We start from the raw sequence: 12,255 nt of genomic DNA, 5'->3' as shown, positions 1-12,255 counted from the left end.
GACTGTCGACACCCCTGCGGTTCGGCCCCGAGGAGCCCGCGATGACAGCGCCCGGTGAGGCGGCCCGCCGCAAGCCGGCCCGCCGCCCGACGATCAAGGACATCGCCCGGCGCGCCGGCGTCTCCGAAAGCGCGGTCTCCTTCGCCCTCAACGACCGGCCGGGCGTCTCCGACGACACCCGCGCCCGGATCCGCCGGGTCGCCGACGAACTGGGCTGGCAGGCCAACAGCGCCGCCCGTGCCCTCTCCGGTGAACGCGCCGGCTGCCTGGGCCTGGTACTGGCCCGCCCGGCCCGCACCCTCGGCGTGGAGTCCTTCTTCCTCCAACTCGTCTCCGGCATCCAGGAAGTGCTCTCCGCCCGACGGACCGCGCTGCTCTTCCAGGTCGTCGAGGACCTCGACACCGAGTGCGCGCTCTACCGCCGCTGGTGGGCCGAACACCGGGTGGACGGCGTGCTCGTCGTCGACCCCCGCACCGACGACCCCCGCCCCGCACTGCTGGCCGCCCTCGGCCTACCCGCCGTCGCCGTCGGTGGCCCCGCCCCGGACCCGCCCGAGCCGACCGCCGCCCCGCTGCTCTCCACCGTCTGGGCCGACGACGCCGCGGCCATGGCCCGGATCCTGGACCATCTGCACGGCCTCGGCCACCGCCGCATCGTGCACGTCGCCGGCCTTCCCGAACTCGCCCACACCGCCCGTCGGATCCACTCCCTGCGCACCGAGGCCACCCGCCGCGGCCTCGACGCGACACAGGTCCGCTCGATCACCACCGACTACTCCGACGCGGAGGGCGCCGAGGCGACCCGCCGCCTGCTCGACGAGGCCGCGCCCCCCACCGCGATCGTCTACGACAACGACGTGATGGCGTTCGCCGGCGCCGCGGTCGCCGCCCGCCGCGGCATCCCCGTCCCGGGCCGCCTCTCCCTCGTCGCCTGGGACGACTCCCCGCTGTGCCGCGTCGCCCACCCCCCGCTCACCGCGCTGGTCCGCGACACCGCGGGCTTCGGCCGACTCGCGGCCACCGAACTCCTCACCCTCCTCGACGGCGGCCCACCCCGCACGACCGAGGGCGAACTCCCGCACCTGGAAACCCGCGAGAGCACCGGGCCAGCACCAGAGTCCAACTGATCGAACATCAAGACATGTTCATGTGCCTGGAGTTGTAAAAAACCCCATACAAAGCGCCGGAAGTTAAAGGGAGTTCACGCAAGCCGACTCCCGTCCAAGGGCCGGATGGTCGGTCTGAGGGACGGGAGGTCGTGGCGCCATTGGCGACCACAGGGGCCACGCATGCCGACGTGGGCCGCACCTGCGTCAAGCCGGGACTGCGGGGCCGTACCCAGGCCGCCGCCTTCACCGACGAAACCGCACGGGTGCGACCCACCGGTTGGCTAGTGAACTCCCTTACCAATAAGACAAGTTCAGTGGCTGGCCACGATCCCGGGCGCCAGCCGCCCGCAGTTCGAGTCGGCGACGCTCGCGCTCACCTTCTCGATGGTCCCGCCCCAGTCCACGCACCGCCCCTTCGCCGCGAGATAGACCGGCCCGGCGTACGTGGTGTACTGCCCGCTGTCGACCACCGGTCGCGAACTGTGGTCCGACGGCCCGAGGGCGGCGCGCACCAACACCGGCTTCCCGGGCGCCTTCCGGACCGTCACCACACAGTTCTTTCCGGTTTTCGCGCTGTACGTGAGATAGACGGTCCCCTTCCCGGCGACCGGTACGGAATTCACCACGCCGTACCCGCTGCCGCACGCCCCGTTGTACGCGCCGGGTGCCGGTGCGGCCGAGGCGGTGGTGGCCAGGCCCATGGTGGCGACGCCCGCCAGAGCCAGGGCCGCGGAACCGGCGATGAGAGAAGAACGCTGCATGGAAAACCCCCGTCAGGTGGTGTCCGTCGCGTGGTCATGCACCGCTGTGATGGATGCACCGTGTTGGACACCGGCCGGACGGGGATGGTTGTACGCGCCTTCCGCCAGTACAGATGTGCCTTTTCGGCTCAGTCGTCGTCCTCGCCGGTAGCGCCGTTGGCCAGCACCTTCAGCCTGCTGAGCGGGCCGTTGAACCGGTTGTGGTCGCCGACGGTGTGCCCCGAGGAGGTGTGCTGCCAGATGCTGTGGAACCGCCACCCGGCCGGCAGGCTCCCCACGGACGGGCCGTAGCGCGGGATCCACAGCGGGTTGGTCCGCCCGAACCGGCCGGAGTTGCCGGTGCACCGCTTCCACCAGTTCGTCGAGGTGTAGATCACCGCGTCCCGCCCGGTCTCCGCCCGGTAGGCGCGCACGAAGTCGGCGATCCAACGGACCATCTCCCCATGGGACTTGCCGTAGCAGGTCGCGCCATAGGGGTTGTACTCCATGTCGAGCGCGCCCGGCAGGGTCCGGCCGTCCGCTGACCAACCACCGCCCTCGTGCGCGAAGAACCGCGCCTGCGAGGCGCCGCCGGAGTGGTCGGGCAGTGCGAAGTGGTATGCGCCGTGGATCATGCCGGCGTGGTACGAGCCGCGGTACTGCTGGTTGAAGTAGGGGTTCTTGTAGCTGGTCCCCTCGGTGGCCTTGACGTAGGCGAACCGCACGCCCATCCGCCGCAGCTTCCCCCAGCCGACGTTGCGGTTGTGACTGGAGACGTCGACGCCGGCCACGGTCTTGTGCGACCAGGCCCCGCGCGGTTCCGAACCGCCGGAGCGTTCGACGCCCTCGTGCTCGGTGATGGTCGAGCCCATCCAGTCCTGCTCGGGGTGGGCGGGGGTCTTCCCGGCCTCCGGCGTGGCGGTCGCGGTGTCGGGCAGCGTGAGGGGCAGTGCGAGCACGGTGACGAGTGAGACGAGAGAGCCGGCCGCCAGGCGGACCGTGCGCCGGGCCGGTGCGGATCTGCGCAAGGGCATCGCGTGCCTCCGAAGGACTTCGGTCGAGTCAGTGCCGGCAGCTTTTGAGCAGGAATCTGCCGATGAAATGACTTATACGCTGAATTGGCAGGTTCCATGGCTCAACAGGCTCGCGGTCCGCCGTCCGGCCGGGCCATCTCACCCGTCTGGGCTGCCTCCACGGGCCCTCGCTGTGGGCGCTGTGGCACATGACGAAGGGTCCCGGCAGTTGCACTGCCGGGACCCTCGTCCGCTCAGCGGCGAACGCGCCATGTCGCCGCTTCGCCGGTTCTCTCTATCGACCCCGCCGGGTCGTGTTGTCGTGCGCGTGGTGCGTCACGTCCGTCATCGACGGTGGCTCAGTACGCCGAGTTGACGTTGTCGATGGAGCCGTAGCGGTGGGCCGCGTAGTTGGCGGCGGCGGTGATGTTGGCCACCGGGTCGGTGAGCTTATCGGCGGTGCCGGACACGTGGTAGGTGTCGAACGTGGGCTGGATCACCTGGAGCAGGCCCTTGGAGGGTATGCCGTTCTTGGCGTTGATGTCCCAGTCGTTCTGGGCGTTGGGGTTGCCGCTGGACTCCCGCATGATGTTGCGGTGCAGGCCGTCGTAGCTGCCGGGGATGCCCTTGGACTTCATGATGTCCAGGGACTGGCGGATCCAGCCGTCGAGGTTGTCGGTGTACTTGTTCGGGGCGGACGCGCGGTCGGCGGAGCGGCTGGCGGCCTGCTGGGCGGCGCGGTCCTGCTGGGCGACGGCGGTGACCTTCGCGTTGTCCGCGACGGAGGCGCGGATCGGGCGCTGGGTCGCGCTGTCGGCCGTGGCGGGCATTCCGTTGGCGTTCACCGGCTTGACCGCGGCGGGGGCGTGCGCGGCCGTGCTCGTGGCGTTGCCCGGGGCCGCGGTGACGGCCAGGCCCGTGGTGGCGCCGGCGGCGGCCAGAACGGCCACGGCGACCTTGTGGGTACGGGTGATGCGGGTGATTCGGGCAGCGCGGGGCAGGGTGAAACTAGGCATGCGGGGGTGACCTCTTCCAGGTACGGGGAACGGGGAGGCGGCCATCGTTGGCGCGTTCGGACCGGAGGTTCTCGGCCGCGGATTGCCCTTGGGGGCGGGAGGTGCGGCGCGCTCTCGGTGCGACGAGATCCATGGTTAACGGCCAACCCGACGGGTGGCAATGACCCCCTGTACTACCCCTCATCGTGAGATGAGGCGCAATGTCCGGAATGGGATAGTTTTGGGCCCTTGTTTGTGGGCCTGGATCGCCTCGGCGTCGACTAGTGGGCCTCGTACGTGACGTGCGTCGCGTGCCCGGGGTCACCTCCCGGGGCCCTCGCGGACCCCCCTTGAACCCCTTGCGAGTTACCTGGGTCACATCGCGAATTGCCGTCCGCGGCCCCCTACTTCGCACCCCCGCGAAGCGTCGGAAGGGGGTCGGATTCCCCGGGTCCATCGATACGGCGGCGCCGCTCGTCCGTTCGTAGCAGCGTCCGGGCTGTCGAAAGGCGGCGGGACGGCGGGTCCCTGAGAGTGAGACCACCCACAACCACCACTCACCGTAAGGGAGTGCTCATGTTCCGTCGCATCGCCGTCGTGCTCGCCGGCCTCGTCGCCACCGGATTCCTCGCCACCGGCGCCGCCGCCGCGGCCCCCGTCGACCACCACCGCGAACACGGCCACCACCAGCACCGCCTCACGCCCCGGGAGCGCGAGGGGCTCCGCATCGCCGGGCACGTGCTCGACGTCCTCTTCGGAGGCCCGTCGCGCCATGACCACATGTACTGACACGCGACAACGGCAATGGCCCTGCCCGCGAAGTGCGGGCAGGGCCATTGCCGTTGGGGTGCGCGCGCCGATGCGGCGCGGGTGCCGGCCGGGAGTCGCCTGGGGGCGTCCCGGCGCGGACTGGTGCCTCAGTAGGCGGAGTTGACGTTGTCGATGGAGCCGTAGCGGTGGGCCGCGTAGTTGGCGGCGGCGGTGATGTTGGCCACCGGGTCGTACAGGTCGTGCGGCGTGCCCTTGACGTGGTACGTGTTGAACGTGGGCTGGATCACCTGCAGCAGACCCTTGGAGGGTATGCCGTTGCGGGCGTTGATGTCCCAGTTGTTGATCGCGTACGGGTTGCCGCTGGACTCCCGCATGATGTTGCGGTGCAGGCCGTGGTAGCTGCCGGGGATGCCCTTGGACTTCATGATGTCCAGGGCCTCGCGGATCCAGCCGTCGAGGTTGTTGGTGTACTGCTTCGGCGCGGCGGCCTTCGGCGCCTGCTTGGTGATCTCCTTGCGCTCCGTGGAGCGGTTGGCGGCCTGCTGCGCGGCGTGACCCTGCTGGTCGAGCGAGGTCACCTTCAGGCCGTCCGAGACCGACGCGGTGATCGCGTGGTCCTGGGCCTTGTCCTGACCGGCGTTGTCCTTCGCGGCGACCGGCAGGCCGTCGGCGCCGACCGGCTTCACGACGGATGAGGCCCGCGCGGCGGGGGCGTCCGCGTGGCTCGGGGCCGCCGTCATGGCCAGCGCAGCAGCGCAGCTCGCGGAGGCCACCAACGCCGCGGAGATCTTGTGCGTGCGGCTGAGGCGGACGGTACTGGGCAGGGAGAAATTGGGCATCGGCATGCGGAGGTGACCTCTTCCAGGGCTTGGTGGCGGGGGGAGATGGCCATCGGTGGCTTCTCGGGGGCCGAGGGTCAGTCCCGCGCTCGCCGCTCTGGCGGAGTCCGCAGGCTCGTTCTCGGTGCTTCCGGAAACATGGTTAGCGCCGGCCCGGGATGGAGGCAATGATGCCGTGTACTACCCATCTTCGTGTGTTCGGGCGAGATGTCCGCTATGGGGCCGGAAATTCCGGCGCCGCGCCGCCGCGCACTCGACTAGCCCGGGTCGTACGTGACGTACGTCGCGTGCCCGGCATCACCGCCGGGGCCCCTCAAAGGCCCCTCGGAACAGGGCAGTTTGTTGCCTGGCTCACAGCCCGACGGGGCCGGTCCGCCCCTCCCGGGCGACACCGACCCCGCCGCTACGCGGTCACCCGGCTACGATCCGTCGCGCCGGGCCCGCTCCTCATGCACAGGTCGCGTCCGCGCGCGTCCCCGCACTCTGCGTGCCCGCCCGGCCCGTCGTCTCCAACGGGCGGTCCGTGAAGAAGCGAGCCGCCAACTCCGCCACCTCGTCCGGGCGTTCCAGCACCACCCAGTGGTCCGCGTCCGGAATGGTCAGAAAGCGGCTGCCCGCGATCGTCGCCGCGAAATCGCGCTGCCGGGCCGGCGAGGTCACCGTGTCGTGCTCACCGCTGAAGACGAGGGTGGGGATGCCGGACAGGCCCCCCGAGAAGTCCGGGCGGTCGGTCAGCGCCCGGCGCAGCGAGTCCACCGCGTGCGGGGAGCGCAGCGCCGCCTGGAGCATCGACCGCCGCACATAGCGGAACGCCAGCTCCCGCCGGACGACCGTCCGGCCCTCGTCCCGGCAGAGCAGCCCCTCGGCCGCCATCGTCGCGAAGGCGTCGGCGTCCCCCTCCGTCAGTCGCGCCGTGGCCCGCCGCCAGTGCGCCACCTGCGCCTTGCTGATGTGCGCCGGCACCCCGCCCAGCGCGAGCCGGGCGATCCGCCCCGGAAACCGTCGGGCGCACTCGAAGGCCAGCCCCGCCCCGTAGGAGAAGCCGAAGAGGTTGACCCGGGGGGCGCCGAGATCGTCGATGATCCCCAGGATCGCCGCGCACAGCACCGCTACGCTCGGCCCCGGCGGCAGCGGCTCCGCACCGCCCATCCCGGGCAGATCCGCGGTCACCACCTCCGTCACCGGCCCCAGCTTGTCGTCCATCTGCGGCCAGCCGAACATCCCCTGCAACGCACCGCCGAGCACCAGCACGGGCTCGGTGCACCGCTCCGGCCGCCGCAGCACCCGGTACGCGTACGACACCCCGCCCACCGACAAGGAGCGGATCACTTCCTCGGACATGCTGCTTCCTTCTTGGAGAGGCTCGATACGAACGGGCGCGCCCGGACCGGCTAGCCGCGGGTCAGGACGAGCGCCGCGTTGTGGCCGCCGAACCCCAGGGACGTCTTGACCGCGCAGTCGAACGCCGCCTGACGGGCCTCGGCATGCACCACATCGACCGGGATCCTGGGGTCGGGCACCGTGAGGTTGGCGGTCGGCGGCACCAACTGCTGCTCCAGCGCCAGCACGGTCAGGGCGGTCTCGATCCCGCCCGCGGCGCCGAGCGTGTGCCCGGTCATCGCCTTCGTCGACGTCACCGACGGCTGCTCGCCGAGCACCCGGCGCAACATCGCCGCCTCGATCCGGTCGTTCAACACCGTCGACGTGCCGTGCGCGTTCACGTGCCCCACCTCGCCGGGCATGACGTCCGCGTCCGTGAGCGCGCTGCGCAACGCCCGCTCGATGCCCTGCCCCTCCGGGTCCGGCGCCACCGCCGCGTACGCGTCGCTGGACGCTCCGTAGCCGGCGATCCGCGCGCGGATCGGCGCCCGCCGGGCCTGCGCGTGCTCCGGCCGCTCCAGCACCAGCAGCCCCGCGCCCTCGCCGACGACGAAGCCGTCCCGGTCCACGTCGAAGGGGCGGCAGGCCGCGGTGGGATCGTCCCGCCGGGTGGAGACCGCCCTCATCTGGCAGGCGCTGGCGATCAGCAACCGGGAGAGCACCGACTCTGCACCGCCCGCGATGGCGATGTCGCAGGCCCCGGCGCGCAACAACTGGTGCGCGGTGCCCACCGCGACGGTCCCGGACGAACAGGCCGTCGCCACTCCCAGGCTGGGGCCGTGCGCCCCAAGATCCATGCAGACGCTGCTGGCCGCGCTGTTGACGACGGACAGCGGGGCCAGCTTGGGGGAGACCCGACGGGCACCGCGCCCGGCCATCGTCGCGGACTGCTGGTCGTAGAACGGCAATCCGCCGTGGGCGGAGCCGATCACCACCGCGACCCGGCCGCTGTCCCAGGTCTCCGGGTCCAGCCCGGCGTCCTGGACCGCCTCCCGGGCGGCGATCACGGCGAGTTGGGAGAAGCGGTCCATCAACCTCTGGGTGGCCACCCCGAGCAGCGCGGTGGGGTCCAGATCGGCTGCTGTGTACATGAAGTCGCAGGGCAGATCGGCCAGTTCGGCCTGGTGCGTCACATTGCTGGGCACCACGTCATGGGTGACCGAGTGCCAGGTGGCCTTCGTCCCCACGCCCGCCGCGGTGACCAGGCCCAGTCCGGTCACGGCCGCGGCGAACGGCTTCTGACGGGCCGTCACGCCGCGACTTCGCCGTCGACTGCCGCCACCAACTGCCCCACGGTGTCGCGGGAGGTCAGCGACACCTCTTCGAGGTCGATGTCGAGCCGCTCCTCGATGAGTACCCGGAGCTCCTCCAGAGCGAGGGAGTCCAGCCGCAGGCTGCGCAGCGCGGTGTCCGCGGTGAGCTCGGCGGGCGCGACCCCAAACCGCTCCTCCAGCAAGGTGTTGACGACTTCTGCCGCGTTCACGTGGCGCTCCTCCGCTGCTCGTAGGCGTTGCTGCCAACCGTGTCCTGGGCGGGAATTCGCCGGTGGCTCCGGCTGGTTTGGCCACCCTTTATACGCCTTTGTTCTAGGCGCTCCCCAACCGTGGTAACTCGATGGGGTGATGGGCGCACCGAAGTGAGGGAGGGGCCCCTTCCCGGGTCGCGCACACCGTGGGGCGGCCCGCTGTCTAACGCCGCAACCGCCCGCGGGGCACGGGCTGTACGCAGATCGGTGCGGGTCGCCGTCCGCGGGCGCCCGCCGACGCCGGGTTCCTCAGGTTTCGTCAGGATTCGCCGTGCGACGCCTCGTCCAGCGCGCTGGTGACCCGCCCCAACAGGCCGCGCAGCGTGCGGAGTTCCTCGACGGTGAGGCCGGTGGCGGCCAGCATCCGGCGCGGCACCGGCAGTGCCCGCGCGCGCAGCTCCGTGCCGGCGTGGGTCAGCCGGATGATCACCGACCGCTCGTCCTCGGGGCTGCGCTCCCGTTCCACCAGGCCCGCCGCCTCCAGGCGCTTGAGCAGCGGGGAGAGCGTCCCGGAATCCAGCCGGAGCCGCTCGCCGATGCGCTTCACCGGCTCCGGCCCGTGCTCCCACAGGACCAGCATCACCAGGTATTGGGGGTAGGTCAGACCCAACCCCTTCAGGGCGTCCCGGTAGACGCTCCCGAACGCGCGCGAGGCGGCGTGCAGGGAGAAACAGACCTGGTGGTCCAGGCGGAGCAGCTCGGAGTCGGGGATGCCGGGGGTGGCGGGTTCGGGGGTGGGCGTGGCGGAGGGCGTGGGCGCGGGCTTGGTCATGGTCTCCAGAGTAAGCCCTGCGGCCGATTGGATTGTATCCAACCTAGTTGCACACAACTCAATTACGTGTCACTGTTGGGTGGTGCCCGGGGCGGGATGTCCGGGTCGCTCACTCAGGGCGGCCTGCACCGTGGCACCCCTCCTCGCTCCCTTTCGTTGCGTTCCGTTCCATTCGGATTCGTTTCGATGCTTCCGCTGTCTTTCTCCACCTCCTCCTGAAGGGACCCCTCATGGACGCGCTCTACACCGCCGTCGCCACCGCCAACGGGCGCGAGGGTCGGGCCGTCAGCTCCGACGGTCAGCTCGACCTCGCCCTGGCCATGCCGCCGGCCCTCGGTGGCGACGGCGCCGGCACCAACCCGGAACAGCTCTTCGCCGCCGGCTACGCGGCCTGCTTCGCCAGCGCGATGGCCAACGTCGGCCGTCAGATGAAGCTGGACACCAAGGACGTCTCGGTCACCGCCGAGGTCTCCCTCGGCAAGGACGCCACCGGCTTCGGCCTCGCCGTCGTCATGCGGGTCGAGCTCCCGGACGCGCTGGCCGGCGAGACCGGCCGGCAGCTCGTCGAGGCGACGCACCAGTTCTGCCCCTACTCGAAGGCCACCCGCGGGAACATCGAGGTTGAGCTGGTCGTCGAGTAACGGGTCGCGGGGGAGCGGCGGCCGGGGCGGGCGGGGTGCTCGGCGCCCAGGTCGGGGTCGAGATCGGGAGCGATCCGGTCAATCGAATCATCCGGACATTTGCCTCATCTCAGTGCAACCATGGTGCATGCCCTCTCGACGGCCGACGCGCCTGCGCCAACGACCGGAACCGCGCCACCTCCTGATGCTGATCCCGGTCGGGCTCATCGTCGGGGTCTGCGTGGCCGATGTCGTCGCTCCGCCGTCCATCCACCTGGGCCCGCTCCTGGTCGCCGCTCCCGCCCTCACCGCCGCCTTCGCCGGCCCCGGTCCCACCGCCGCGATCGGCGTGCTGGCGATCGCCGCCCAGGTGGGCATCGGCCTCGCTCGTGACGTCCTGTTCACCGAGAACCTCGTTGCGCAAACCAGCGCCCTGATCGTGGTCTCGGCGCTGGTCTTCCTCTTCACCGTCGTACGGGAACGCAACGAACGGCGGCTCTCCCGGAGCCGCTCGGTGGCCGGCGTGGCGCAACAGGTCCTGCTCCGGCCGCTGCCGGCGCGCAGCGGCGACCTGGAGATCGCCTCGCTCTACCTCCCGGCCGAGGAGGAGGCGGAGATGGGTGGCGACCTGTTCGCCGCGGCCCGCACCTCCGCGAGCACCCGGTTGATCATCGGCGACGTCCGCGGCAAGGGTCTCCCGGCGTACAGCCACGCGGCCCTGATCCTCGGTGCGTTCCGCGCGGCCGCGCACCGTCAGGCCACCCTGCCCCGCCTCGCCCGCCACCTCGACGGCGCGGTGCGCTGGGACAGCAGCCAGTGGCGAACTGCCGCCACCTCGTTGGGAGATGCCGATGTTGACTCTGGTAGCGGTGCCGGTGCCGGTGCCGGTGTCGGAGTTGATGTCGATGTCAGTGGGGCGGGCCGGGGTGGGGGCGTTGGAGGTGTCTCTGATGGGTCTCCTGTCGCGCCCCGCCCGGACGTTGAGCCCGACGCGGACCCCGCCTCCGATGCCGGCCCCATCGACGAGACCTTCGCCACCGTCGCCCTCTTCGACATTCCCGACCGGCGCCCCGAACTGAACGTCGTGAGCTGCGGCCACCCGCCGGCCCTCCTGCTGCGCGAGGGGCGGGCCCACGTCCTTGATCCCCGGTGCTCCGCTCTCCCCATCGGCCTCGGGCCCCTCGCCGGGCCGCCGGACTACGAGGTCGAGACCTTTCCCCTCCGCCCTGGCGATCTGCTGCTCCTCTATACGGACGGGGTCACCGAGGCGCGGAACGCCGACGGCGATTTCTACCCGTTGACCGAGCGCGCCGGTGCCTGGTGCCGGAGTAGCCCCCACCATGTGCTCCGGCGGCTGCGCGAGGAGTTGTTCGCGCACACCGGTGGTCGGCTGGCCGACGATGCGGCGGCGGTCGCGGTCCGTCGCCTGCCGAGTGGTTCGGGGCGTGCTCCCCGTCGTCGCCGTCGTCCGGGCGCGAGGGACGGCGACACGTAGTCGGGGGGCGTGGGGAAGGGGGATGAGACACGGGGCGGGGGTGGGGCTTTCGGGGGAGCGGGTGGGTGTTCTGCCGCTCGTCGGCGGGGCCGGCTCGGTCCGGCGCGCGGGGCCGTGTGCATCTCCGGACCGATGGTCGCGGCCACGTTCGTCGAGACCCGGTGAGCGCGCTGGTCGGAACCCGGCGGGCGCGCAGGCCCGGGGCAGGCGGGTGGGGCGGCCGGGGCGGGGCGGCGATCGCCGCGCGGCCACTCCGGGCGCGGCGCGCGGCCCTGTCCCTGGGCATGAAGTGCGTCACGCCCGAGGGGGCTGATGTGCCGCTCCGCCCCGATATACCGGGCTTTCGGCGCCGCTTCGGAGCTGTATCCGGAGGCTTCATCCGGCTGACGCTTCCTCAAGCCCATCCCACTTGCTAAACACATCCGATCGGGGTTTCTCGCCCGAATCGTCCGCAAGTGACACAGGAAGCGCAGCATGACCGACCCCATCAGTCCCACCGGCCCCGAAGCTGACATATCCCGCGTCACCGGGATCTCCGCCGGTGGCACCAGCGGAACCTTCGAGTTCGACCTCGCCGGCCACGAGGCCCGGCGGCGGGCCGAGGTCTTTGCCGCCCTCGGGGACACCTGGGACCCCGCGGCGGCGCTGGCCGACGAGACGGCGGCCCAGCGGCTCCTCTACTCCGGCCTCGACGCCGACCAACAGGCCACCTACACCATGCTCGTCGCCGCCGGAGTGCTGCCGGCCGCCGGCCGGGACTGAGCATGCTGCCGCTCGACCCCACCGCCGACATCGGCCGCCGCGCCTGGGTCCCCTGCCCCCGCTGCCAGGACCACCAGGGCTGCCGGACCTGTAACGACGGGCGCACCTGCGGCGACCACTGGCGCTACCTGCTGGCCAACAAGGGCAGCCTGCTGCACCTCCAGTGCCCCAACTGCGCCCACCTCTGGGCCTGGGACTCCGGCTTCGGCTCCGGTACCCGCACCTGACGCGCAT

The 12,255-nt window shown here is 71.4% G+C and carries 14 protein-coding genes; 6 read left to right on the top strand and 8 right to left on the bottom strand.

The genetic code is table 11. The features are described from left to right. Nucleotides 1-41: 41 nt before the first annotated feature. Nucleotides 42-1,127 carry a LacI family DNA-binding transcriptional regulator gene (locus tag PV796_RS06710; RefSeq protein WP_274911994.1) on the top strand — a complete coding sequence of 362 codons (1,086 nt, stop codon included), beginning with the start codon at nucleotides 42-44 and terminating at the stop codon, nucleotides 1,125-1,127. A 293-nt stretch (nucleotides 1,128-1,420) separates the two neighbouring features. Here the strand turns inward: PV796_RS06710 and PV796_RS06705 are convergent, their stop codons facing one another. The 3 genes from PV796_RS06705 to PV796_RS06695 all read right to left on the bottom strand — a co-directional run bounded on the left by PV796_RS06705 (nucleotide 1,421) and on the right by PV796_RS06695 (nucleotide 3,878). Beyond that, complete coding sequence (locus PV796_RS06705; protein WP_274911993.1) at nucleotides 1,421-1,870, bottom strand: spore-associated protein A; 450 nt, start codon at nucleotides 1,868-1,870, stop codon at nucleotides 1,421-1,423. Between the two features lie 128 nt (nucleotides 1,871-1,998). Further along, nucleotides 1,999-2,883: a lysozyme gene (locus tag PV796_RS06700; protein ID WP_274911992.1), complete on the bottom strand. Its 885-nt coding sequence runs from the start codon at nucleotides 2,881-2,883 to the stop codon at nucleotides 1,999-2,001. Between the two features lie 338 nt (nucleotides 2,884-3,221). Next, a complete protein-coding gene (locus PV796_RS06695) occupies nucleotides 3,222-3,878 on the bottom strand; it encodes a transglycosylase SLT domain-containing protein (protein WP_274911991.1) in 657 nt (218 codons plus the stop codon). A 555-nt stretch (nucleotides 3,879-4,433) separates the two neighbouring features. Here PV796_RS06695 and PV796_RS06690 point away from each other — a divergent pair. After that, nucleotides 4,434-4,646, top strand: coding sequence for a hypothetical protein (locus tag PV796_RS06690; protein WP_274911990.1), 213 nt, complete (start codon nucleotides 4,434-4,436; stop codon nucleotides 4,644-4,646). 128 nt (nucleotides 4,647-4,774) lie between these two features. Here PV796_RS06690 and PV796_RS06685 read toward each other — a convergent pair whose 3' ends face one another. From PV796_RS06685 to PV796_RS06665, 5 genes are all read right to left on the bottom strand, one after another. Next, nucleotides 4,775-5,467 carry a transglycosylase SLT domain-containing protein gene (locus PV796_RS06685; RefSeq protein WP_274918890.1) on the bottom strand — a complete coding sequence of 231 codons (693 nt, stop codon included), beginning with the start codon at nucleotides 5,465-5,467 and terminating at the stop codon, nucleotides 4,775-4,777. A 447-nt stretch (nucleotides 5,468-5,914) separates the two neighbouring features. Next, entirely contained in the window at nucleotides 5,915-6,808 is an 894-nt protein-coding gene (locus PV796_RS06680) for an alpha/beta fold hydrolase (RefSeq protein WP_274911989.1), read from the bottom strand. A 50-nt stretch (nucleotides 6,809-6,858) separates the two neighbouring features. Further along, nucleotides 6,859-8,100, bottom strand: a complete 1,242-nt coding sequence (locus PV796_RS06675) for a beta-ketoacyl-[acyl-carrier-protein] synthase family protein (RefSeq protein ID WP_274911988.1) — start codon at nucleotides 8,098-8,100, stop codon at nucleotides 6,859-6,861. Beyond that, nucleotides 8,097-8,330, bottom strand: coding sequence for an acyl carrier protein (locus PV796_RS06670; protein ID WP_274911987.1), 234 nt, complete (start codon nucleotides 8,328-8,330; stop codon nucleotides 8,097-8,099). Before PV796_RS06670 ends, PV796_RS06675 begins: the two co-directional genes overlap by 4 nt. A gap of 301 nt (nucleotides 8,331-8,631) precedes the next feature. After that, nucleotides 8,632-9,144 (bottom strand): MarR family winged helix-turn-helix transcriptional regulator, encoded by a 513-nt coding sequence (locus tag PV796_RS06665; RefSeq protein WP_274911986.1) that lies wholly within the window; start codon nucleotides 9,142-9,144, stop codon nucleotides 8,632-8,634. Between the two features lie 230 nt (nucleotides 9,145-9,374). On the opposite strand from PV796_RS06665, the gene PV796_RS06660 reads away from it, so the two are divergent. The 4 genes from PV796_RS06660 (at nucleotide 9,375) to PV796_RS06645 (ending at nucleotide 12,248) form a co-directional block, all read left to right on the top strand. Then, nucleotides 9,375-9,785 carry an organic hydroperoxide resistance protein gene (locus PV796_RS06660; RefSeq protein ID WP_274911985.1) on the top strand — a complete coding sequence of 137 codons (411 nt, stop codon included), beginning with the start codon at nucleotides 9,375-9,377 and terminating at the stop codon, nucleotides 9,783-9,785. 127 nt (nucleotides 9,786-9,912) lie between these two features. Continuing rightward, entirely contained in the window at nucleotides 9,913-11,259 is a 1,347-nt protein-coding gene (locus PV796_RS06655) for a PP2C family protein-serine/threonine phosphatase (protein ID WP_274911984.1), read from the top strand. Between the two features lie 474 nt (nucleotides 11,260-11,733). After that, the gene (locus tag PV796_RS06650; protein WP_274911983.1) at nucleotides 11,734-12,021 is read left to right on the top strand and encodes a DUF6400 family protein; all 288 of its coding nucleotides are present in this window, start codon (nucleotides 11,734-11,736) and stop codon (nucleotides 12,019-12,021) included. A gap of 2 nt (nucleotides 12,022-12,023) precedes the next feature. Continuing rightward, nucleotides 12,024-12,248 carry a hypothetical protein gene (locus PV796_RS06645; protein ID WP_274911982.1) on the top strand — a complete coding sequence of 75 codons (225 nt, stop codon included), beginning with the start codon at nucleotides 12,024-12,026 and terminating at the stop codon, nucleotides 12,246-12,248. Nucleotides 12,249-12,255: the final 7 nt, after the last annotated feature.

The organism is Streptomyces sp. WZ-12 (assembly GCF_028898845.1).
GTDB lineage: Bacteria > Actinomycetota > Actinomycetes > Streptomycetales > Streptomycetaceae > Streptomyces.
This window is presented reverse-complemented; position numbering and strand designations above follow the sequence as displayed.